Genomic DNA, 20,270 nt, shown 5'->3' on the forward strand with positions numbered 1-20,270 from the left:
GCGGGGCGGGGAATGGCGATTCACGGCGGACGGAACGCGATGGAACCGATCCGGCTTCCGGCTGTTCGCGCTGCATGACTCGATCCCAGGCTTCCGTCCTCATCCTGCTCGGCCTGCTGCTGGCGCTGTTTTGGCTGGCGCCGGAGGTGCCGCTGCTCGGCTTCGCCGCAGTGCTGCTGGCGCTGGCCCTGCATGCAGGCGGCGAGCCCTTGGCGCGCAAGACGGGGATGCCGGACTGGGCGGGAGTCCTGATCGTCGCCATGGTGGTGATGGCGGCGATCGGGCTGGCCGGCTGGGCGGCGGCGGGGCCGTTGACCGAGCAGGCGCGGGAGCTGGGCCAGCAACTGCCGAAGAGCCTCGAGACCCTGCGCGGCCGGCTGGCCGATACGGGCTGGGGCGACTGGCTGCTGCACCAGGCCGATCCGGGACGGATCTTCGGCAGCGGCGGGGCGGAGAATGCCGCGGCGGCGGCCGCCTCGGCGGCGAGCACGACGCTCGGCGGGCTCGGCAACCTGGTGCTGGTGGTGCTGCTCGGCCTCTATCTGGCAGTGCAGCCGGAGGGCTATCTGCGGGGGCTGCGGCACCTCTTCGCGCCGCAGCTGGACGAGCCGGTGCGGGAGACGCTGGCGGAGGCAGGGCACACGCTGCGCGGCTGGCTGCTGGGCCAAGCCTTCGCCATGGTCGTCGCCGGGACGCTGACCTGGGTTGGGCTGATGCTGCTCGGCGTGCCGCTCGCCGGGCTGCTGGCGACCATCGTCGCCGTGCTGAATTTCATCCCCGTGATCGGGCCGCTGATCGCCGCCGTGCCGGCCATGCTGCTGGCGCTGACCCAGGGGCCGCTGCTGCCCTTCTGGGTGCTGGGCCTCATCGTGCTGGTGCAGACCATCGAGGGGAATTTTCTGACGCCGATGGTGCAGAGCCGGACGGCGGACCTGCCCCCTGCCCTGCTGCTCGTCACCCAGGTGCTGACCGGGGCGCTGTTCGGCCTGCTCGGCGTGGCGCTGGCGGCGCCGCTCTCGGCGCTGGGGCTCGTCGTCGTGCGCCGGGCCTATGTAGAGGGGTGGCTCGACTGGCCGAAGGAGAAAAAGGAGGGATGACAGCCAGGGAGGGCGCTGCCCTCCCCGGACCCCTCCCGCCAAGCCGGAACCCGGCCTGGACTGGTCAGAGTTGGGCTTCGCCGGTCAGTACGGGGACGCAGCGGCCGCCGACCGTGGCGCGGATGCCGTCCGCGGTGCGGCGGGCCGTCGTGCGGAGGAGGCTGGGGCGACCCATTTCGACGCCTTGGATGATGTCGATGGCGTGGTGCGCGGCATCGCTCAGGGAAAGCAGGAAGCCGGTGAGTGGCGTGGCGGCGCTGCCCGTCGCGGCATCCTCCGGCGTGCCGGCAAGCGGCGAGAACATGCGGGCGCGCAGGCGCTCGCCATCCCAGCGGTAGAGGTAGAGGGAGAGACGGCCGCCGAGGACGGACAGCGTCTCCACCGCGCGGCGGAAGGCGGCGTGGTCGGGGGCGGCGCTGGCCAGCGCCTCGGGCGTCACCTCCAGCAGGACGCGGGGGTTGCCGCCGTCCGAGGCAAGGGTCGGCGCATGGCGGGCGGTGAGGATGCCCTCCGCCGGGATGCCGGCGCAGGCGGCGATGAGCTCGACCGGCAGGGTATCACCGATGCGGAGCGGCTGGGGGGCGGCGACAGTGGTCGCGGTGACGGCGCCCGCCGGGTCGCGCTCGACCTCGATCTCGACCAAGCCGGCGGGTTCCTCGAAACGGAGGATGCCGGCCGCGGCGCGGTCGGCCAGCACGAAGGCCGTGCCGACATTGGGATGCCCGGCGAAGGGCATCTCGGCGGTGCGGTTGAAGATGCGGACGCGGGCGGTATTGGCCGGATCCTCGGGGGGCAGGACGAAGGTGGTCTCGCTCAGGTTGAACTCGGCTGCGAGGGCCTGCATCTCGGCATCCGAGAGGCCTTGCGCATCGGGGAAGACGGCAAGCTGGTTGCCGCCGAAGCGGCGGTCGGTGAAGACGTCGAGGGTGACGAAGCGGTACCGCCTCATGCGATGGGGGCCGGGCCGAGGGTGACGGCGTGGTTCAGCGGCCCATGGCCGCGGCCGAAGCCGGGGGCGGCAAGGATGGCGGCGCGGACATAGCGGCGGGCACGGGCAACGGCCTCGGCCAGCGACAGGCCTTGGGCGAGGCCGGCGGCGATGGCGCTGGCGAGGGTGCAGCCGGTGCCATGGGTATGGCGGGTTTCGATCCGCGCATCCTCGAAGCGGATGACGCCATCGGGCGTGCCGAGCAGGTCAACCAGGACGGGGCCTTCCAAATGGCCGCCCTTCAGCAGCACCGCGCCGGCGCCGAGGGCGAGCAGCGCGGGCATGGCGGCCTGCATCTCCTCCTCGGTGGTGATGCGGAGGCCGGTCAGCACCTCGGCCTCGGGGAGGTTCGGGGTGATGAGCGTGGCGCGGGGGATGAGGCGGCGCTTCAGCGTCTCGACCGCATCGGGTTGCAGCAGCGGATGGCCGCCCTTGGCCACCATCACCGGGTCGGCGACCAGCGGGATGCCGGGCGGGAGCGCGTCGCAGACGGCCTCGATGGTCGGGCTGTCGTGCAGCATCCCGGTCTTCAGCGCGTCGGCGCCGAGGTCGGCAAGGACTACCTCCATCTGTTGGCGGATGAACGCCGTCGGGATGGGCAGGACGCCGTGCACGCCCTCGGTGTTCTGCGCGGTGAGCGCGGTGATCGCCGTCATGGCGAAGCCGCCGAGGGCAGTGACCGATTTGATGTCGGCCTGGATGCCGGCGCCGCCGCCCGAGTCCGAGCCGGCGACGATAAGGACCCGACCCCGCATCTAGGCCGCGATCCGGGCGCGGATGGTGGCGGCCAGCGATTCGACCGTCTCCGTGACGAGGGCTTCGTCTTCGGCCTCGGCCATGACGCGGATCAACGGCTCCGTGCCGCTGGCGCGGATGAGGATGCGGCCGCGTTCGCCTAAGCGCTCCTCGAAGGCGGCGATCTCGCGCTGCACGGCATCGTCCTTCAGCGGCGAGGCGCCGGCGAAGCGGACATTGACGAGGCGCTGCGGCAGCGGGGTGAAGCGGCGGCAGACCTCGCTGGCGGGCCGCTTCTCCTGCACCAGGACGGAAAGGACCTGGAGGGCGGCGATGAGGCCGTCGCCCGTCGTGGCGAAGTCGGCCATGATGACGTGGCCCGACTGCTCGCCGCCGAGGTTGCAGCCGGCATCGCGCATCCGCTCGCCCACATAGCGGTCGCCGACGGCGGTGCGGAGGAGGTTGAGGCCGAGGCCCTTCAGGTGGCGCTCGAGGCCCATGTTCGACATCACCGTCGCCACCACGGCGCCGCCGCGCAGGCGCCCTTCCGCCTGCCAGGAGCCGGCGATGAGGGCGAGGATCTGGTCGCCGTCGATCAGCGTGCCGCACTCGTCGACGAGGACGAGGCGGTCGGCGTCGCCGTCGAGGGCGATGCCGATATCGGCGCGGCGCTCGCGCACCAGGCCGGCGAGCTGGCCCGGCGCGGTGGAGCCGACGCCCTGGTTGATGTTGAAGCCGTCCGGGGCGACGCCGATCGGGACGACCTCGGCGCCGAGTTCCCAGAGCACCGTCGGGGCGACCTTGTAGGCGGCGCCATGGGCGCAATCGACGACGATGCGCAGCCCTTCCAGCGTCAGGCGGCGGGGGAAGCTCTGCTTCGCCGCCTCGATGTAGCGGCCGGGGGCGTCCTCCAGCCGGCTGGCGCGGCCGAGGCGGGCGGGGGCGACCTGGGAGGCGCGGAGGTCGCCGGCCATCAGCGCCTCGATCTCCGCCTCCTGCGCGTCGGAGAGCTTCAACCCGTCGGGGCCGAAGAGCTTGATGCCGTTGTCCTCGAAGGGGTTGTGCGAGGCGCTGACCATGACGCCGAGATCGGCGCGGAGGCTGCGCGTCAGCAGGGCGATGGCAGGGGTCGGCATGGGGCCGACGAGGACGGCATCCATGCCGGCGCCGACGAAGCCCGCGGTCAGCGCCGGCTCCAGCATGTAGCCGGAAAGACGCGTGTCCTTGCCGATGACGACGCGGTGGCGGTGGGTACCGCGGTTGAAATACTGCCCCGCCGCTTGGCCGAGCCGGAGGGCGGTGGCGGCATCCATCGGCGCCTGGTTGGCCTTGCCGCGGATGCCATCGGTGCCAAAGAGGCGGCGGGTGGGCTGGGTCATGCCGCTGGATTAGCGCCGGTCGGCGGGCGTGTCACCGGAAAGCGCGGCCTGCTGGACTCGGAGCGCTTGGACCGTCTCGGCGACGTCATGCACGCGGAGGATGGCGGCGCCCCGCGCGGCGGCGAAGAGCGCTGCGGCGACGCTGCCGGGCATGCGGGCGCGGCCCCCCTCCGCGGCGCCGGAGAGGCGGCCAATGGAGCGCTTGCGCGAGGCGCCGACCAGCAGCGGGCAGCCAAGGCCGGCAAGCAGCGGCAGGCGGTGCAGGAGGGCGAGGTTGTGCTCCAGCAGCTTGCCGAAGCCGAGGCCCGGGTCGAGGGCGGTGCGGTGGCGGGGGATGCCGGCGGCCTCGGCGGCAGCGAGCCTTTCGGCCAGGAAATCGCCGATATCGAGGGCGACGTCGGCGTAACGCGGGTCGTCCTGCATGCGGCGCGGGTCGTCGCCGAGCATGTGCATGAGGATGAGGGGGGCGCCGGCCTCGGCCACCACCCGCGCGGCCGCCGGATCGTGGCGCAAGGCTGAGATGTCGTTGACCATGCGGGCGCCGGCAGCCAGCGCCTCCCGCATGGTCAACGCGTTGCGGGTATCGACCGAGAGGGGGGCGAGCGGGGCCAGCGCCCGGATGACGGGGAGGATGCGGCGGCATTCCTCCTCGGGCGTGACGGGCGCAGCGCCGGGGCGGGTGCTCTCGCCGCCGATGTCGAGCAGGTCGGCACCGGCGGCGAGCATCCCTTGACCCTGAGCGACGGCAGCCTCGACCAGCGCCCCGCCCTTGAGGCCGGCGGCGAGAAGGCCATCGCCGGAGACGCTGTCGGGGGTGATGTTGACCACGCCCATCACCAGCGGGGCACCGGGGCCGAGGCGGGGGGCGAGGCCGGCGAAGGGTGGCGGAGCCTCGGTCAGCGGCGGCACCAGGTCGCGCCAGGAAGGCGGGATGGCGGCGGCGGGGACCAGGCGTTCACCGCAGCGCTCAACCAGCCGGACAAGGGCGAAGGCGGTCGGGCCGCCTTGCAGCGGCAGGGCCAGGCCGGCCTCCATCGCAGTCGCCGCGGCAGGCCCGGTCAGCAGGCCGAGCGGTTCGATCCATCTGTCAGGCATCGCACCCCCGAAACGCAATCAGCGCGCCCCGGGGCGCGCTGATCGTCAGTCCTGTACTGAACGCCCGATCTAGGTGGCAGGGGCCGGGCCGGGGTTCAGGCCGCCGCTCGGACGCGGCGAGCGGCCGCTGCTCGGCACGCTGCCACGGCCCTGCGGCACCGGCTCATCCGGGCGATCGCGGACGATCGGCTCACCACGAATGATCTGCTTGATCTCGTCGCCCGAGATGGTCTCGTGCTCAAGCAAGCCCTTCGCCAGCAGATGCAGCTCGTCGATGTTCTCGGAAAGCAGCTGTTTGCAGCGGGCATAGGCCTCGTCGATGATGCGGCGGATCTCGCCGTCGATCATCTGCGCGGTGTTCTCCGACAGGTTCTTCGACTGGGTGACGGAGTGGCCGAGGAAGACCTCCTGGCTGTTCTCGCCATAGGCGATCATGCCGAGCTTCTCGCTCATGCCCCACTCGGTGACCATCATGCGGGCCTGGTTGGTGGCCATCTTGATGTCGCCCGAGGCGCCGTTCGAGACCTTGTCCGGGCCGAAGATCAGCTCCTCGGCGACGCGGCCGCCCATGGCCATCGCCAACTCCGAGAGCAGCTTCGACTTGTGCTTGGAGTAGCGGTCGCCCTCCGGCAGCGACATCACCAGGCCGAGGGCGCGGCCGCGGGGGATGATCGTCGCCTTGTGGACCGGGTCGCACTCCGGGAGCTTCATGGCGCAGAGGGCGTGGCCGGCCTCGTGATAGGCGGTCATGCGCTTCTCGTCCTCGGACATGACGAGGCTGCGGCGCTCGGCGCCCATCAGCACCTTGTCCTTGGCCTGCTCGAACTCATGCATGCCAACGGTGCGGCGGCCGGTCCGGGCGGCGAGCAGGGCGGCCTCGTTGACGAGGTTCGCCAGGTCGGCGCCGGAGAAGCCGGGGGTGCCGCGCGCAATCGTCTTCGGGTCGACGTCGGAAGCCAGCGGGACCTTCCGCATGTGGACGCGAAGGATCTTCTCGCGGCCCATCACGTCCGGGTTCGGCACGACGACCTGGCGGTCGAAACGGCCGGGGCGGAGCAGCGCCGGGTCGAGCACGTCCGGGCGGTTGGTCGCGGCGATGAGGATGACGCCCTCATTCGACTCGAAGCCGTCCATCTCGACGAGCATCTGGTTCAGGGTCTGCTCGCGCTCGTCGTTGCCGCCGCCGAGGCCCGCGCCGCGATGGCGGCCGACGGCGTCGATCTCGTCGATGAAGATGATGCAGGGGGCGTTCTTCTTGCCCTGCTCGAACATGTCACGGACGCGGCTGGCGCCGACGCCGACGAACATCTCGACGAAGTCGGAGCCGGAGATGGTGAAGAATGGAACGTTGGCCTCGCCGGCGATGGCGCGGGCGAGCAGGGTCTTACCCGTGCCCGGGGGGCCCACCAGCAAGCAGCCCTTGGGGATCTTGCCGCCGAGACGCTGGAACTTCTGCGGGTCGCGCAGGAACTCCACGATCTCCTCGAGCTCGCCCTTGGCCTCGTCGATGCCGGCGACGTCCTCGAAGGTGACGCGGCCCTGCTTCTCGGTCAGCAGGCGGGCGCGGGACTTGCCGAAGCCCATGGCGCGGCCGCCGCCCGACTGCATCTGGCGCATGAAGAAGACCCAGACGCCGATGAGGAGCAGCATCGGGAACCAGCTGAGGAGGTAGTGGAAGAGCGGGTTGACGTCGCTCTCCTCCGGCCGCGCCACGACGCGGACACCCTTCTCCGTCAGGCGGGAGACAAGGTTGGGGTCTTCCGGCGTGTAAGTCTGGAAGGTGCGCCCGTCCGAGAGCTGGCCGCTGACGGTCCGCCCCTGGATGGTCACGTCCCGGACATGGCCGGCGCCGACCTCGTTGAGGAAATCCGAATAGGCAACCTGTTGGGCGCCCCGTTGCGCCGAACCACTGGGCTGGAACACATTGAACAGCGCTACCAGCAACAGCGCCACGATCACCCAGAGCGCCAGATTCCGGCCGAAATTATTCACCGATGCGTATCCCGTTCCCGCCAAGGCCCCGATCGGGCCCTGGTGCCTCAGGCTCAGCCCGAGGCCCGCGACCCCTAAGATAGGGAGGCAGACCCCGGCCGTGAATGCCCCCCAACGCGTCTAGACCGTACCGCCCGCGGAATTGACCGCAGCAGCCGCCTCCCCGGCGGTGAGGGACCCAACCGGGGCGAACACTGCCCGGAAGGCCATGCAGCGATCCGGATCAGGATAGTCCAGCGCGGGCACGGCCACCAGCATTCCATGATGCCGGATGGCGGGCAGGCCGGCCAGCAGCGCCGCTGGCCAGGTGGGGGCTAGGCGGCGGAGCCCGGCGGCCTCGACGGAGCCGAGGGCGCCGAGGGCATGGCCGGGAGCACCGGGGCCGGCGAGGCGGAAGCGTCCGTCCCAACGGGCGCCGCGCATCGCCTCGACAGGCGGAGCGAGGCCGGCGGGTTCGCGGAAGAGCAGCCAGGTGCCGCGGCGGGGGCGAAGCCAGGTGCCGGCCAGCGTTCCCTCCCCTCGCCCGCGAAGAGTGGCGATGGCGGCGGCGGGCGGGGCGTGGCGGGCACCGCCGACCAGTTGCACAAGGCGCGCAAGCAGGGCGTCGGCCAACGCATCTGTGCCAAGGGCGGAGGGGTCGATCTCGGCGAAGCCGGCAGGGCGGAGCGTCGTGCTGGCGGCGAGGCGGGCGGCAAGAATCGTGTCGAGGCGGGCGCGGCGGCGCGCGAAGGCGGTGGCGGCCTCGGCCAAGGCCTCATTCGCCGCCGGATCGAGCAAGGTGCGGAGGCGGACGCGAGCGAAGCGCGGGTCGGCGTTGCTCGGGTCCCGGATGGGGGTGAGGCCGGCGGCGGCGACGGTGGCGGCCAAGCGGTCAGGCGGGACGGACAGCAGCGGGCGAAGAATCAGCGCTTCGGCCATGACGCGCAGCGGTGGGATGGCGGCGAGGCCGCGCGGCCCACTGCCGCGGAGCGCGCGGAATAGCAGCGTCTCGGCCTGGTCGCCACGGTGATGGGCGAGGAGGAGCCAGGGGGAGCCGGCCTCGGCGCAGGCGGCGAGCATCGCGGCGAGGCGGGCCTCGCGGGCGCGCTCCTGCAGGCCGGCGCCGGGTGGCAGGCCGAGGCGAAGCAGGCGGGCGGGGATGTTGCGGGCGGCAAGCTGGCGGAGGGTGAAGTCTGCTTCGGCGGCGCTTTCCGGGCGGAGGCCGTGGTCGGCGACGAGGGCGAGCAGGCTGCCGCCACGGGCGCGGGCCCAATCGCTGGCGAGGAGGGCGAGGGCGAGGCTGTCGGGGCCGCCGGAGACGCCGGCGGCGAGGCGGGGCGCGCGGCCGAAGGGGCCGAGCGGGGCCATCAGCGCGGCGAATTCCGCCGCCGATAAACGCTCGGCAGGCGCGAGCGGCCTCACGCCTGTGGGCGATGCCGCCCTTCGGCAACCTGCCCTATCGGCAGCCGGCGCGGCGGCGGGCATCGGCGGCGCGCTCGGCCAGGGCGCCGCGGAGATTGGGGAAATTGCTCCGCAGGTCGTCCAGCGTGTCGCAGGATTCACGCTTGTTGCCGAGGTTGTTGAAGGCGCTGGCGAGGCCGAGCAGTGCCTCCGGCGCGCGGGGGCCGGTGCGGCCGCGGGTATAGGCGTCGTTATAGGCCAGTGCCGCGCCGGCATAGTCGCGCTTGCCGGTGAGGGCGTCGCCGAGCAGGAGCTGGGCGTCCGTCGCGCGCGGGGAGTTGCGGTTGGCGAGGACCTCGCGGGCGACGGCCTCCGCGGCGGGATAGTCGCGGCGGGCGAGCGCGGCCTGGCCTTCCGAGATGGCGCGTTCCGGGGTGCGGCCGGCGGCCGGGGCGGGCGTCGGTGCGGGAGCCGGGCTAGGCGCGGGCGCCGCCGCCGGGGCACGGGGCGGCGCGGCGGACTGGCGGCCGGCGGGCTGGCTCTCGACCTGCTGCAGGCGGTAGTCGATGTCGCCCTGCATCTTCTCGACATTCTGCTGCAGGGTGCGGTTGCGATACTCGACCTCGTCGAGCCGGCCGCGGAGGCGACGGGTTTCCTCCTCCAGCGCGGTCACGCGGTCGAGCAGGGCGCCGACCAGCTCGCTCCCCGCGACGCTGCCGCGCGGCGCGCTGGGCGCCGGCAGGGCCGAGGCGCCGCTGCGGCGGACTTGGTCGAGTTCCTGGCGGAGCTGGAGGATCTGGTTCTGGAGGTAGATGCCCTCGCGGCTCTCGGCCTGGGCCCAGGCGCCCCCGGCGGGCAGCAGCAGCGGGGCGGCGACGAGCAGGGCGGCGAGGAAGGGGCGGGTCACGGGTCCTCCGGAAGGGCGCGGGGCGGAAACGGGTACGGGCCGGCTGGATAAGCCAGCCGGCCCGCATCGGCCAGAGGGATTAGGGTGGGGGGTCGCCCCCGGATCGGTGCCGCGACTATCACGGGCGGGGCAATGCGCCCCGCGACGTGACGGGCGGGGCTCAGCGGACGACGGTGACGGCGCGGCGGTTCTGGGCCCAGGCATCCTCGGTGGAGCCGAGCGCGGCCGGGCGGTCCTTGCCGTAGGAGATGGTGGAGATGCGGGCGCCGGCGGTGCCGCCCGCGACCAGCACGTCACGCGCCGCATTGGCGCGGCGCTGGCCGAGGGCCAGGTTGTACTCGCGGGTGCCGCGCTCGTCGGCATGGCCCTCGAGCTGCACCGTCACCTGCGGGTAGCGGGCGAGCCAGGCGGACTGGCGCTCGAGCACCGAGCGCTGGTCGGCACGGATGCTGGACTCGTCGGTGTCGAAGAAGACGCGGTCGCCGACATTGGCGACGAGGTCTTCCTGGCTGCCCGGGCGCGGGCCGGCCGAGGTGCTGGCCGCCGCGCCGGCGCCGGTCGCGGCATTGTCGGCGGTCGAGGACTGGCAGGCGGCGAGCAGGGCCAGCGCCGCGAAGGCGGTCATCACCTTGGTGTTCAGCATGGATGTCGTCCCTTTCCTGTCTGCCGTCGCGCAGCCCAGCACTGCGGCATTCTGCCGGGGGCGTTACAACCGGCACGTGATAGCGTCAAGAAAAACGGACCTGAAGTCGCAACGGAGACTTGGTTCCATGCTTTTGGTGCAACACAGCCATTGCCCGTGCGGGCAACAGCTGTTCCCCACGTCGGCCTGCCTGCGACTACGCCAGCAGGGGCGACCAGGCCGGGTCGGACGCATCGGTCGGGGTGACGATCTGGCGCTCGTTGAAGCCGGCGATGTCGATGCTGGCGAGGCGTGAGGAAAAGCCGCTGCCGCGGGCATCGCGCGCCGGCGTTTCGCGGAAATACATCATGACGCGGCCATTGGGCGCGAAGGTCGGGCCTTCCATGCCCCAGCCCTCGGAAAGGATGCGCTCGCCCGAGCCGTCGGGGCGCATCACGCCGATGGCGAATTGCCCGCCGGCGATCCGGGTGAAGGCGATGAGGTCGCCGCGCGGCGACCAGACCGGCGTCGCATAGCGGCCGCGGCCGAAGGAGATGCGGCGCACGCCCCCACCGCCTGCATCCATGACGTAGAGCTGCTGGTCGCCGCCGCGGTCGGAGTTGAAGACGATCTGCGAGCCGTCCGGCGAGTAGCAGGGCGACACGTCGAGCCCGCCGCCGGAGGTGAGCTGGCGCTCACGGCGGCTGCCGAGGTCGACGATGTAGATGTTGGCGTCGTTGCCGCGCGTCGAGGAGAGCACGACGCTGCGGCCGTCCGGCGAGAAGCGCGGCGAGAGCGTCATGCCGGCGAAGGTGCCGAGCACCTCCTGCCGGCCGCTGTCGAGGTTGAAGAGGTAGACCCGCGGCTCGTTGCGCGCATAGGACATGAAGGCGATCTGCTGCGCGTTCGGGTGGAAGCGCGGCGTCAGCGCGGCGAAGGAGCCATCCGTCAGGTAGCGCTGGTTCTCACCATCCTGGTCCATGATGGCGAGGCGCCGGGTGCGCCGGTCGCGCGGGCCGGTCTCCGCAACATAGACGACGCGGGTGTCGAAATAGCCCTTCTCGCCGAGCAGGCGCTCGTAGATCACGTCGGAGATCAGGTGCGCGATGCGGCGCCAGTTGCCGGCGGGGGCGGTGAAGGCGGTGCCCTGGATCTGCGTCTCCGGCAGCACGTCCCAGAGGCGAAACTCGACGCGGAGACGGTCGCCGGAGACTTCGGCGCGGCCGGTCGTCAATGCCTGAGCGCCGATGACGCGCCAGTCCTGGAAGCGCGGCGTCTGCGCCGCAGCCTCGGCGGTCTGGATGTAGGCGGCGCGGTCGACGGGGCGGAAGAGGCCGCTGTTGCGCAGGTTGGTCTGGATCACGCCCGCGATGTTCTGGCCAAGGCGCTGCGCCTCCTCCGAGCCGCCGGCGAAGTTCGGCACGGCGATCGGAATCGGGTCGGTGCGGGCCTTGGTGATGTCCACGACGGAGCTCTGGGCGAAGGTGGCGCGGGCGCCGATGAGCGGCAGGCCGAGCGCGGCGCCGCCGAAGATCGCGGCGCGGCGGGAGAGCTGGCGGATCGCAGCCTCGTCCATCTGGGTCTTCCTCCGTTGATTGCAGGCCAGGACGACCTCAGCGCAGGCCGAGATCGCGCGGGTTGAAGCGGAATATGGTGTCGCGCAACGCGGCGAGGCGCTCGCGCGGCAGCGGCAGCGGATTGCACTTGGGGTCGAGCAGGGCGCGGCGGGCGGCCTCGTAGACGGCGCGGGCGCGCGGCTCGGCGGGCGGGGAGCCGTTGGGGCGGACGTTGCGGACAGTGCCGCCGGCATCCACCTCGACGCGGAACTCGACGATGATGCTCTGGATGTTGAGGCCGCCGGCATCGACGCTCCAGCACTCGCTGATCTTCTCGGCGAGGCCAGCGCGCTCGCCGGCGCTGAGCGAGGCGGTGCCGGTCGGCGTGCCGCCGCCCTGCTGCGGAGCGCCGGGGGCGGTTTGCGGGCGGCCGCGCGACGCCTCGTTCGAGGCCTGCATCTGGCGCAGGCGGTCGAGCGTGCTCTGCACGCTGTTGCTCAGCTCCTGCGAACGGGCGACCGGTGGCGTGCGGCCGGTTCCCGCCTGCTGGCTGGGCTGAGGCGGCGGCGGGACGGGCGTCGGCGGCGCCGGGCGCGCGTCGGGGCGCGGCGGGGCGGGCGTCGCCTGGGCCTGCTGCTGCTGCGGGCGAGGCGGCGCCGGTGGTGTCGGCGGCGTCGGCTGGGCCTGAGGCTGCGGGCGCGGCGGCTGGGCGGGCGGCGTCGGCGCGGGCGGCGTCGGGCGCGGCGGCTCGGGCACCGGGGGCGGCGGCAGCGGCAGGGGCGCGACCTCGGCCACCTGCTGCTGCGGCTGCGGGCGAGGCGGTGCCGGGGCCGGCGGCGCCGGGGTGGGTTGCGGCGGCGCGGGCGTCGGCGGGCTCGGGCGCGGCGGCGCGGCCTGGGCCTGGGGCGCGGGCGGCGGCGGGGCGGCCGCAGGGGGCGGCGGTGGCGGGGGCGGCGGGGTCGGCAGGCGATCCTCGCGCACCGGCTCCGGCGCCGGCGGCTCGGGCCGCGGCGGCTGCGGGACGGAGGTCGGGGCGGCGACGGGCGCCGCCTCCGACGAACCCTGGGCCTGCTGGGCGGGTAGGCTGGCGACCAGCTCGACGGCGATCGCTTCCTCCTTCGGCTCCTCCAGCCTGGGCGGCAGTCCGAAGATCAGGCCGAGCAGCAGGGCGACGACGTGCAATGCCGCCGAGACGAGCCCCCAGAAACGCATTCCCCTGTTCTGCATGACCGCGCCCCCGCGCGTGGCCTTTCTTGTCGCTTAGCGAGCTGGACGGGTGGCGGGGCGGGCGGCCGGGGCCGCGCCAGGAGCGGTGTTTGTGGGGGCGCGGCCGGCGGGCTGCTCGGCGAGCAGTGCCACCTTGCTGAAGCCGCCGGCGCTGATGACGCCCATCACCTCCATCACCCGGCCATAGCTGATCGCCTTGTCGCCGCGGACGAAGATGCGGCGTTCCTGGGCGTTCGGCCCCTGCGCGTTGGCACCGGCGATGGCCTGGAGCTGGGCGACGAGGTTCTCGAGCGGCACCTCGGTCTCCTGCAGGAAGATCTTGCCCTCGGGGTTCACCGTGATGGTGATCGGCTCGTTGTCCTGGTTCAGCGCGCTGGCCTGGGTCTTCGGCAGGTCGACGGGGACGCCGACCGTCATCAGGGGTGCGGCGACCATGAAGATGATGAGCAGCACGAGCATGACGTCGACCAGCGGCGTCACGTTGATCTCGGCCATGGGGCGGTAGCGGCCGCGGCCCTTGCCACGGCCGGCGTTCAGGGAAGCGGCCATGGGGTTACTCCGCCACCGCGGCGGGGGTGCGGGCCTCGGCGCCGATCACCGCGCTCTCCGACTGGCGGGAAAGGATGCCGCCGAATTCGGCAGCGAATCCTTCCAGCCGGCTGGCGAAGCGGGCGAGGTCGGTGCTGATCTTGTTGTAGGCGAGCACCGCAGGGATGGCGGCGACGAGGCCGATCGCGGTGGCGAAGAGCGCCTCCGCGATGCCGGGCGCCACCACGGCGAGGTTGGTGTTCTGCATGCCGGCGATGGCGGCGAAGCTGTTCATGATGCCCCAGACCGTGCCGAAGAGGCCGACGAAGGGACCGACCGAGCCGACCGAGGCGAGGAAGACCATCCAGCGCTCCATCCGGTCCATCTCGCGCTGCACGGCGAGGTTCATGCTGCGGTCGATGCGCTCCTTCAGCCCGGCGGCGACGAGGTCGGAGCCGGCGAGGCGCTGGGCGCTGCGGCGCCATTCCCGCATGGCGGCGGCGAAAACGGCGGCCATGGGGTGCGAGGGCTGCTCGCCCTCCTTGCGGAAGAGGTCGTCGAGGCTGCCGCCGGACCAGAAGCTGTCCTCAAAGGCATCGGCCGCACGGTTGGCGCGGCGGAGGCTAGTGATCTTCTCGAAGACGATGGCCCAGACCCAGACGGAGGCGAGCAGCAGCCCGACCATCACCAGCTTCACCACCCAGTCGGCCTGGAGGAAGAGCCCCCAGAGGGACAGGTCGTGCAATGCGCCGCCCAGATCCGTCGCCGTCACGCTGCGGTCCACCGCCTCTCTCCTCTCTATCCAGCCGCGCCCGGCGCGTCGGCCAGGGCCGTGCGCCAGGGCTCAGGTATGCGCCTCGGCCGCAGCGTGTCCCGGTCGATGCAGGCCAGTTCCACATGCAAGGCTGCGAGCGCCTCCCCCCCCCGGACCATGCGTTGGTCGAGCTGGAGGGTGACGCCCTTCACCGCCATCACCCGCGTCTCGACCACGATTGCGTCATCGAGCCGCGCGGGGCGCCAATACTCTACTTCGATGCGCCGCACCACGAGTATCGAATGGTGACGCTCCATCATAAGGTGATGCGGCAAACCCATGTCTCGCAAGGATTCCGTACGCGCCCGCTCGGCCCAGCGGAGGTAGTTGGCATGGTAGGCGACGCCGCCCGCATCGGTGTCCTCGAAGTAGACGCGAATCGGGAAGCTGTGGGCGGGCCCGGACGGTGGGAGCTTCACGGCTCGCCGCCCGAAAGCAGGTCGGGCTGAATGGCGAAGCTGGCGGGCGGGCTGAGGCCGAGATGGGTCCAGCCGGGCATGCCGAGCATGCGGCCGCGCGGGGTGCGCAGCACCAGGCCTTCCTGGATCAGGTAGGGCTCGATGACGTCCTCCAGCGTGTCGCGCGCCTCGGCCAGGGCCGCGGCCAGGGTCTCGACACCGACCGGGCCGCCATTGTGGTGCTCGGCGATTCGCCGCAGGTAGCGGCGGTCCATGGCGTCCAGCCCCTTGCTGTCGACCTCGAGCCGGTTCAGTGCGCCATCCACCATGGCGCGGTCGGCGGGGATGCCGGCGACGCTGGCGAAGTCCCGCACCCGGCGCAGCAGCCGGCCGGCGATGCGCGGCGTGCCGCGCGAGCGCCGGGCAATCTCCCAGGCGCCGTCCTCCGACAGGACGAAGGACAGTTTCTGCGCACCGCGGGTGACGATCCGCAGCAGCTCCTCCGGCGTGTAGAATTGCAGGCGGAGGGGAATGCCGAAGCGGTCGCGCAGCGGCGTCGCCAGCAGGCCGGCGCGGGTCGTGGCGCCGACCAGGGTGAAGGGCGGCAGGTCGATCCGCACCGTGCGCGCCGCCGGACCCTCGCCGATGATGAGGTCGAGCTGGAAATCCTCCATCGCGGGATAGAGGGTTTCCTCCAGCGCCGGCTGCAGGCGGTGGATCTCGTCGACGAAGAGCACGTCGCGGGGCTGCAGGTTGGTAAGGATGGCGGCGAGGTCGCCGGCGCGTTGCAGGATGGGGCCGCTGGTGGCGCGGAAGCCGACGCCCAATTCGCGGGCGACGATCTGCGCCAGCGTCGTCTTGCCGAGGCCGGGCGGACCGTGGAGGAGGACGTGGTCGAGCGCCTCGCCGCGGGCGCGGGCGGCCTGGATGAAGACGGCGAGGTTCTCGCGGAGGGATTGCTGGCCGGTGAAGTCGGCCAGGACCTGCGGGCGGAGCGTCGCCTCGGCCGCGTCCTCGTCGGTGCTGACGGGGGTGGTGATGCGGTCGTCGGCTTCGCTCTCCGGCGGGGGCGGTGGGGGCGGACGACGGCGGGAGCCGCTCATCGGGCGAGCTCCTTCAGGCTGTCGCGGATCAGGGATTCAAGCGGCACACCCTCGCCGAGGCGGGCCTGGGCACGGTTGACGGCGGCCTGGGCCTCGGGGCGCTTCCAGCCGAGATTCATCAGCGCGGAGACGGCATCGGCGGCAGCGCCGGCCGGAGGCGCGGCGGTCGCTGGGCCGGTAGCGATGCCGCTCGGCGGCTGGATGCCGCCGGCCCAGTCGCGCAGCTCCGTCACCAGGCGGTCGGCGAGCTTGGCGCCGACGCCGTTCGCCTGGCGGAGGCCGGTGCGGTCGCCGCGGCGGACGGCCTCGGCTAGGTCCTCGGGGCCGAAGGCGGAGAGGATGTCGAGCGCCAGCTTGGTGCCGACGCCCTGGACGGAGGTGAGCTTGCGGAAGGTGTCGCGCTCCGCCGCGCTGCCGAAGCCGACGAGGACGATGGCGTCCTGGCGCACCTGGGTCTCGACCAGCATCGCTGCCTGGCCCTGCACGTCGCGCAGGCGGTCGAGGGTCTTGGTGGAACAGGACAACAAATAGCCCACGCCGTTGACGTCGAAGATGCAGCCGCCCTCGAGTAGCCCGTCCAGCTTGCCGGTTAGTTTCCCGATCATGCCTGCCTCCCGGTGGCGGCAGGGCCGGAAGGCCGAAGCGGCGGGCTCATGCGGGTACGTAGCCCTTGGCATAGGCGAGCTTCGTGCCGCGGTGGTGGGCGTGGCAGATGGCGACCGCGAGCGCATCGGCGGCGTCGGAGCGGCGGATGGTGGCACCGGGAAGCAGGCGGCGGACCATCGCCTCCACCTGCGCCTTGTCGGCATGGCCGGTGCCGACCACGGCGCGCTTCACCTCCATCGCCTGGTATTCGGCGACTTGGATGCCGGCGAGGGCGGGCGTCACCAGCACCACGCCGCGCGCCTGGCCGAGCTTGAGCGCGGCGCCGGGGTTCTTGTTGACATAGGTATGCTCGACGGCGGCCTCCTGTGGGCGCCACTGCTCGATCAGGGCTGCCAAGCCGCGATGGAGGGTGCAGAGGCGCTCGGCCAGCGGCTGGTCGGCATCGGTGGAGATGACTCCGTCGGCCAGGTGGCGGAGGCGGTTGCCGATGCTCTCCACCATGCCCCAACCCGTATGCTGCAGGCCGGGGTCGAGGCCGAGGAGGCGGACGGCGCCCGTCAGGCGGAGAGCCGCTGCGACACGGCCTCCGACACTTCGAAATTGGCGTAGACGTTCTGCACGTCGTCGCTCTCGTCGAGGCGGTCGATCAGCTTGAGGATGTCCCCCGCCTTCTCCTCGTCGAGGTCGATGCGGATATTCGGCACCCACTCGATCCGGGCGCTCTCCGGGCTGCCGAAGCGGGCCTCGAGCGCGTCGCGGACGGCGAAGAAATCCTCCGGCGCGCAGGTGACCTCGTGGCCTTCCTCGTCGGACTCGACGTCCTGGGCGCCGGCCTCGATGGCGGCTTCCAGCATCGCCTCCTCCTGGCCGGGAAGGCCCGGGAACCAGAGCACGCCCTTCCGCTCGAACTGGAAGGAGACGCTGTTGGTCTCGCCGAGCGCGCCGCCCGCCTTGGCGAAGGCGCTGCGGATGTCGCCCGCGGTGCGGTTGCGGTTGTCGGTCAGGGCTTCCACGATGATGGCGACGCCGTAGGGGCCGTAGCCCTCGTAGCGCACCTCCTGGTAGTCCTCGCCCTGCCCGGCTTGGGCGGCGCGCTTGATGGCGCGGTCGATGGTGTCGCGCGTCATGTTCGAGGTGAGCGCGGCCTTCACCGCGGCGCGCAGCCGCGGGTTCATCGCCGGGTCCGGCAGGCCCATCTTGGCGGAGACCGTGATTTCGCGGATCAGCTTGCCGAAGGCGCGAGCCTTCTTGGCGCCCTGAGCCGCCTTGCGGTGCATGATGTTCTTGGCGTGCGAGTGGCCGGCCATGGCCCCAGCCTTCTCCCGTTCCTGAGATTCCGAATGAAGAGCGGCTTATAGCGAGCGCGGAGGCCGAGCGCCACGGGGAGGCTTGCGGATGGGGGCCGCGGGCTGGCAGGCTTCCCCTCCATGGACGCCCTGCTGCCTGCCGATCCCTTCGCCGTCGCCACGCTCGAGGAGCTGGCGCGGCATTATGACCCACCGCGCGAACTGGTGCTGAAGAAGGTGATTCCACGGCTGGAGGCAAAGGCGATGGCCTTCATCGCCGCCTCGCCCTTCGCCATCCTGGCGACGGTCGGGCCGGAGGGAGTGCATGCGACGCCGCGCGGGGATGCACCGGGCTTCATCCAGGCGCTCGACGACCGGACGCTCGCCCTGCCGGATAGGCGGGGGAACAACCGGCTGGATGCGCTGAGGGACATCATCGCCAACCCGGAGGTCGCGCTGCTCTTCCTCGTCCCCGGGGTGGGTGAGGCGCTCAGGGTGAACGGGACAGCGCGGATCACGGCCGACCCGGCGCTGCGCGGGCGCTTCGAGGAGCGGGGCAAGCTGCCGGCCACCGTGGTGCTGGTCAGCCTGCGCGAGGCCTATATGCAATGCGCCAAGGCGGTGATGCGCTCCAAGCTCTGGGGCGAGCGGGAGCGGCCACAAGCGGTGCCGAGCATGGGCGAGATCATCGCGGCCCATACCGACGGCATGGTCGACCCGGCCTCCTATGACAAGGAGGCGCCGCAGCGGCTGATCGATACGATGTACTGATCAGGCCTCGGCCGGCTCGCGCTCGCGGCGGGGCTGGGTCTGCGGGGCGGGAACGGGGCGGAGCTGGCCGGCCTCGCGGCGGCGGGCGGCCGTCTCGCGGGCGACGGCGTCGCGAAGTGCGCCCTCGTAGCTCAACCCGCCGGCGGCGCCGCCGAGAATCGAATTGCCGGGGCCGAAGCGGCGCGTGTCCTGGCGGTCCATCTCTGCCATCCCTGGCTGCCCCGCGGATTCGTGCACACCCGAGGGGGTGATCGCGATGACAAGAGTGTGATCGGAAGGGAACTTACGCCTTGACGATATGTGGCCCGGTGAGGCCGAGCCGCGCGCAGGCATTGCGGGTATCGACCAGCAGGGGCAATGCGGCGACGAGGCCGGCATAGTCGATGCCGTCATGGTCGGTGACGATGAGGCCGGCCTGGATGCCGGCCAGCGCCTCCGGCCCCGGCGCGATGCCGCGGCGGCCGACGAGGCCAGGGTGGTCGGGCTGGGGCGGGATGACCGGCACCAGCGGGTCGAGATGGAGGACCTCGGCGCCGCGTGCCTCCAGCATCTCCATCAGAACCAAAGCGGGGCTGTGGCGGAGATCCTCGAGGTTACGCTTGTAGCCCAGGCCGATGACGAGAATCCGGCTGCCGCGGAGGCCCCTGCCCTGCTGGCGGTCCAGCGCCTCCGCCAGGCGGTCCAGCACATGGCGGGGCATCGCCGCGTTGATCTCGCTGGCTAGGTCGATGAAGCGGGTGGCGACTCCATGCGCCCGCGCCTGCCAGGTGAGGTAGTGCGGGTCGACCGGGATGCAGTGGCCGCCGAGTCCCGGCCCGGGAAAGAACGGCATGTAGCCGAAGGGTTTGGTGCGGGCTGCTTCGATCACCTCCCAGATGTCGATGCCCATCGGCTCGAAGACGAGCTTCAGCTCGTTCATCAGGGCGATGTTGACGGCACGGAAGGTGTTCTCCGTGAGCTTCACCGCCTCGGCCACATCGGCTGAGCCGACGGGGACGGTGCGGGCGACGAATGCGCCGTAGAGGGCGAGGGCCAGGTCGAGCGAGGCCGGGTCCGTGCCGCCGATGACGCGGGGGATGCTGACGGTGCGGTGCTGGACATTGCCCGGGTCCTCCCGCTCCGGGGCGTGGGCGAGGAAGAAGTCTCTGCCGCAGCGCAGGCCGGTTTCCTCCAGCAACGGCTGCATGACGCCGCGCGTGGTGCCGGGGTAGCTGGTCGATTCGAGGATGACGAGCTGGCCTCGGCGGAGATGGGCAGCGATCAGGCGGGTGGCGGATTCGACGGCCGAAAGGTCCGGCTCGCGGTGAGGGCCGAGTGGAGTCGGGACGCAGACGAGGATGGCATCGGCCTCCGCCAGCGCCCTGCCCTCGCCGGTGAGGCGGAGGCGGTTGGTGTGGAGGGCGGCCAGGACCTCGCCAGACGCGATCTGGCGGAGCGGGCTGCGGCCAGCGGCCAGGTCGGCAAGGCGCCCCGCATCGGCATCGAGGCCGATGGCATGGAAGCCGGTCTCGACCAGGGCGAGGATCAGCGGCAGGCCGACATAACCGAGTCCGATGACGGCGATGGTCGCTTCCCTCTGGCGGAAGCGGGCGGCGAGCGGCTCCACCAGGCTCGGGAGGCGTGGCAGGCACGGCGGGAGCGAATCCGGCATGGCATATTAATGCTTATTCGATACGAATATTTCAACCCGAATCGAAATCACCTGCCGGGGAGAGGCCAAGCAAAAAGGCCGGGCTTTGGGGCCCGGCCTTCGCATGGAGTGGGTGGAGGAGCGAATGCCCCTCCG

The 20,270-nt window shown here is 72.0% G+C and carries 21 protein-coding genes; 2 read left to right on the top strand and 19 right to left on the bottom strand.

Translation table 11 applies throughout. The features are described from left to right. The first annotated feature begins 74 nt into the window (after positions 1-74). Positions 75-1,097, top strand: coding sequence for an AI-2E family transporter (locus LH62_RS25005; RefSeq protein WP_043364789.1), 1,023 nt, complete (start codon positions 75-77; stop codon positions 1,095-1,097). Positions 1,098-1,161: 64 nt separating this feature from the next. Here the strand turns inward: LH62_RS25005 and LH62_RS25010 are convergent, their stop codons facing one another. From LH62_RS25010 to LH62_RS25090, 17 genes are all read right to left on the bottom strand, one after another. Beyond that, entirely contained in the window at positions 1,162-2,046 is an 885-nt protein-coding gene (locus LH62_RS25010; protein ID WP_043364790.1) for a PhzF family phenazine biosynthesis protein, read from the bottom strand. Further along, complete coding sequence (gene thiD / locus LH62_RS25015) at positions 2,043-2,840, bottom strand: bifunctional hydroxymethylpyrimidine kinase/phosphomethylpyrimidine kinase (protein WP_043364791.1); 798 nt, start codon at positions 2,838-2,840, stop codon at positions 2,043-2,045. The genes LH62_RS25010 and thiD overlap by 4 nt, the downstream gene beginning before the upstream one ends. Then, positions 2,841-4,199: a phosphoglucosamine mutase gene (gene glmM / locus LH62_RS25020; protein WP_043364792.1), complete on the bottom strand. Its 1,359-nt coding sequence runs from the start codon at positions 4,197-4,199 to the stop codon at positions 2,841-2,843. 9 nt (positions 4,200-4,208) lie between these two features. Then, complete coding sequence (gene folP / locus LH62_RS25025) at positions 4,209-5,294, bottom strand: dihydropteroate synthase (RefSeq protein ID WP_043364793.1); 1,086 nt, start codon at positions 5,292-5,294, stop codon at positions 4,209-4,211. Between the two features lie 69 nt (positions 5,295-5,363). Then, complete coding sequence (gene ftsH, locus LH62_RS25030) at positions 5,364-7,286, bottom strand: ATP-dependent zinc metalloprotease FtsH (RefSeq protein WP_043364794.1); 1,923 nt, start codon at positions 7,284-7,286, stop codon at positions 5,364-5,366. Positions 7,287-7,406: 120 nt separating this feature from the next. Continuing rightward, positions 7,407-8,687, bottom strand: coding sequence for a tRNA lysidine(34) synthetase TilS (tilS, locus tag LH62_RS25035; protein ID WP_043364795.1), 1,281 nt, complete (start codon positions 8,685-8,687; stop codon positions 7,407-7,409). Between the two features lie 34 nt (positions 8,688-8,721). Beyond that, complete coding sequence (locus tag LH62_RS25040; RefSeq protein ID WP_043364796.1) at positions 8,722-9,573, bottom strand: tetratricopeptide repeat protein; 852 nt, start codon at positions 9,571-9,573, stop codon at positions 8,722-8,724. Positions 9,574-9,733: 160 nt separating this feature from the next. Beyond that, positions 9,734-10,213: a peptidoglycan-associated lipoprotein Pal gene (gene pal, locus LH62_RS25045; protein ID WP_201445649.1), complete on the bottom strand. Its 480-nt coding sequence runs from the start codon at positions 10,211-10,213 to the stop codon at positions 9,734-9,736. 199 nt (positions 10,214-10,412) lie between these two features. Further along, positions 10,413-11,771 (bottom strand): Tol-Pal system beta propeller repeat protein TolB, encoded by a 1,359-nt coding sequence (gene tolB, locus LH62_RS25050; protein ID WP_043364797.1) that lies wholly within the window; start codon positions 11,769-11,771, stop codon positions 10,413-10,415. Between the two features lie 37 nt (positions 11,772-11,808). Beyond that, positions 11,809-12,963 (bottom strand): cell envelope integrity protein TolA, encoded by a 1,155-nt coding sequence (locus tag LH62_RS31295; protein ID WP_043364798.1) that lies wholly within the window; start codon positions 12,961-12,963, stop codon positions 11,809-11,811. A gap of 48 nt (positions 12,964-13,011) precedes the next feature. Then, on the bottom strand, positions 13,012-13,527 hold the full coding sequence (gene tolR, locus LH62_RS25060) for a protein TolR (RefSeq protein ID WP_043364799.1): 516 nt from the start codon (positions 13,525-13,527) through the stop codon (positions 13,012-13,014). Between the two features lie 4 nt (positions 13,528-13,531). After that, positions 13,532-14,290 (bottom strand): protein TolQ, encoded by a 759-nt coding sequence (tolQ, locus tag LH62_RS25065; RefSeq protein WP_043364800.1) that lies wholly within the window; start codon positions 14,288-14,290, stop codon positions 13,532-13,534. 14 nt (positions 14,291-14,304) lie between these two features. Beyond that, positions 14,305-14,739, bottom strand: a complete 435-nt coding sequence (gene ybgC / locus LH62_RS25070; RefSeq protein ID WP_043364801.1) for a tol-pal system-associated acyl-CoA thioesterase — start codon at positions 14,737-14,739, stop codon at positions 14,305-14,307. Next, positions 14,736-15,821 (bottom strand): Holliday junction branch migration DNA helicase RuvB, encoded by a 1,086-nt coding sequence (gene ruvB, locus LH62_RS25075; protein ID WP_082012767.1) that lies wholly within the window; start codon positions 15,819-15,821, stop codon positions 14,736-14,738. Before ruvB ends, ybgC begins: the two co-directional genes overlap by 4 nt. After that, positions 15,818-16,426: a Holliday junction branch migration protein RuvA gene (gene ruvA / locus LH62_RS25080; RefSeq protein WP_043364802.1), complete on the bottom strand. Its 609-nt coding sequence runs from the start codon at positions 16,424-16,426 to the stop codon at positions 15,818-15,820. The genes ruvB and ruvA overlap by 4 nt, the downstream gene beginning before the upstream one ends. 46 nt (positions 16,427-16,472) lie before the next feature. Further along, positions 16,473-16,988 carry a crossover junction endodeoxyribonuclease RuvC gene (gene ruvC, locus LH62_RS25085; RefSeq protein ID WP_043366574.1) on the bottom strand — a complete coding sequence of 172 codons (516 nt, stop codon included), beginning with the start codon at positions 16,986-16,988 and terminating at the stop codon, positions 16,473-16,475. After that, positions 16,985-17,734 carry a YebC/PmpR family DNA-binding transcriptional regulator gene (locus LH62_RS25090; RefSeq protein ID WP_043364803.1) on the bottom strand — a complete coding sequence of 250 codons (750 nt, stop codon included), beginning with the start codon at positions 17,732-17,734 and terminating at the stop codon, positions 16,985-16,987. Before LH62_RS25090 ends, ruvC begins: the two co-directional genes overlap by 4 nt. 120 nt (positions 17,735-17,854) lie before the next feature. Here LH62_RS25090 and LH62_RS25095 point away from each other — a divergent pair, with 120 nt between their 5' ends. Then, complete coding sequence (locus LH62_RS25095; RefSeq protein ID WP_043364804.1) at positions 17,855-18,484, top strand: MSMEG_1061 family FMN-dependent PPOX-type flavoprotein; 630 nt, start codon at positions 17,855-17,857, stop codon at positions 18,482-18,484. On the opposite strand, the gene LH62_RS25100 is transcribed toward LH62_RS25095, so the two are convergent. Further along, on the bottom strand, positions 18,485-18,685 hold the full coding sequence (locus tag LH62_RS25100; protein ID WP_043364805.1) for a hypothetical protein: 201 nt from the start codon (positions 18,683-18,685) through the stop codon (positions 18,485-18,487). It abuts the gene before it with no gap. 82 nt (positions 18,686-18,767) lie between these two features. Then, a complete protein-coding gene (locus tag LH62_RS25105; protein WP_052214899.1) occupies positions 18,768-20,135 on the bottom strand; it encodes a nucleotide sugar dehydrogenase in 1,368 nt (455 codons plus the stop codon). Positions 20,136-20,270 lie beyond the last annotated feature (135 nt).

Source organism: Belnapia sp. F-4-1, assembly GCF_000802185.1.
Taxonomy (GTDB): Bacteria; Pseudomonadota; Alphaproteobacteria; order Acetobacterales; family Acetobacteraceae; genus Belnapia.

Excerpts from the sequence above, each read along its gene's own strand:
- LH62_RS25005 (WP_043364789.1), top strand. The coding sequence starts at position 75 with ATGACTCGATCCCAGGCTTCCGTCCTCATCCTGCTCGGCCTGCTGCTG.
- LH62_RS25010 (WP_043364790.1), bottom strand. The coding sequence starts at position 2,046 with ATGAGGCGGTACCGCTTCGTCACCCTCGACGTCTTCACCGACCGCCGC.
- thiD (WP_043364791.1), bottom strand. The coding sequence starts at position 2,840 with ATGCGGGGTCGGGTCCTTATCGTCGCCGGCTCGGACTCGGGCGGCGGC.
- glmM (WP_043364792.1), bottom strand. The coding sequence starts at position 4,199 with ATGACCCAGCCCACCCGCCGCCTCTTTGGCACCGATGGCATCCGCGGC.
- folP (WP_043364793.1), bottom strand. The coding sequence starts at position 5,294 with ATGCCTGACAGATGGATCGAACCGCTCGGCCTGCTGACCGGGCCTGCC.
- tolB (WP_043364797.1), bottom strand. The coding sequence starts at position 11,771 with ATGGACGAGGCTGCGATCCGCCAGCTCTCCCGCCGCGCCGCGATCTTC.
- LH62_RS31295 (WP_043364798.1), bottom strand. The coding sequence starts at position 12,963 with ATGCGTTTCTGGGGGCTCGTCTCGGCGGCATTGCACGTCGTCGCCCTG.
- tolR (WP_043364799.1), bottom strand. The coding sequence starts at position 13,527 with ATGGCCGCTTCCCTGAACGCCGGCCGTGGCAAGGGCCGCGGCCGCTAC.
- ruvB (WP_082012767.1), bottom strand. The coding sequence starts at position 15,821 with ATGAGCGGCTCCCGCCGTCGTCCGCCCCCACCGCCCCCGCCGGAGAGC.
- ruvA (WP_043364802.1), bottom strand. The coding sequence starts at position 16,426 with ATGATCGGGAAACTAACCGGCAAGCTGGACGGGCTACTCGAGGGCGGC.
- LH62_RS25090 (WP_043364803.1), bottom strand. The coding sequence starts at position 17,734 with ATGGCCGGCCACTCGCACGCCAAGAACATCATGCACCGCAAGGCGGCT.
- LH62_RS25095 (WP_043364804.1), top strand. The coding sequence starts at position 17,855 with ATGGACGCCCTGCTGCCTGCCGATCCCTTCGCCGTCGCCACGCTCGAG.
- LH62_RS25100 (WP_043364805.1), bottom strand. The coding sequence starts at position 18,685 with ATGGACCGCCAGGACACGCGCCGCTTCGGCCCCGGCAATTCGATTCTC.
- LH62_RS25105 (WP_052214899.1), bottom strand. The coding sequence starts at position 20,135 with ATGCCGGATTCGCTCCCGCCGTGCCTGCCACGCCTCCCGAGCCTGGTG.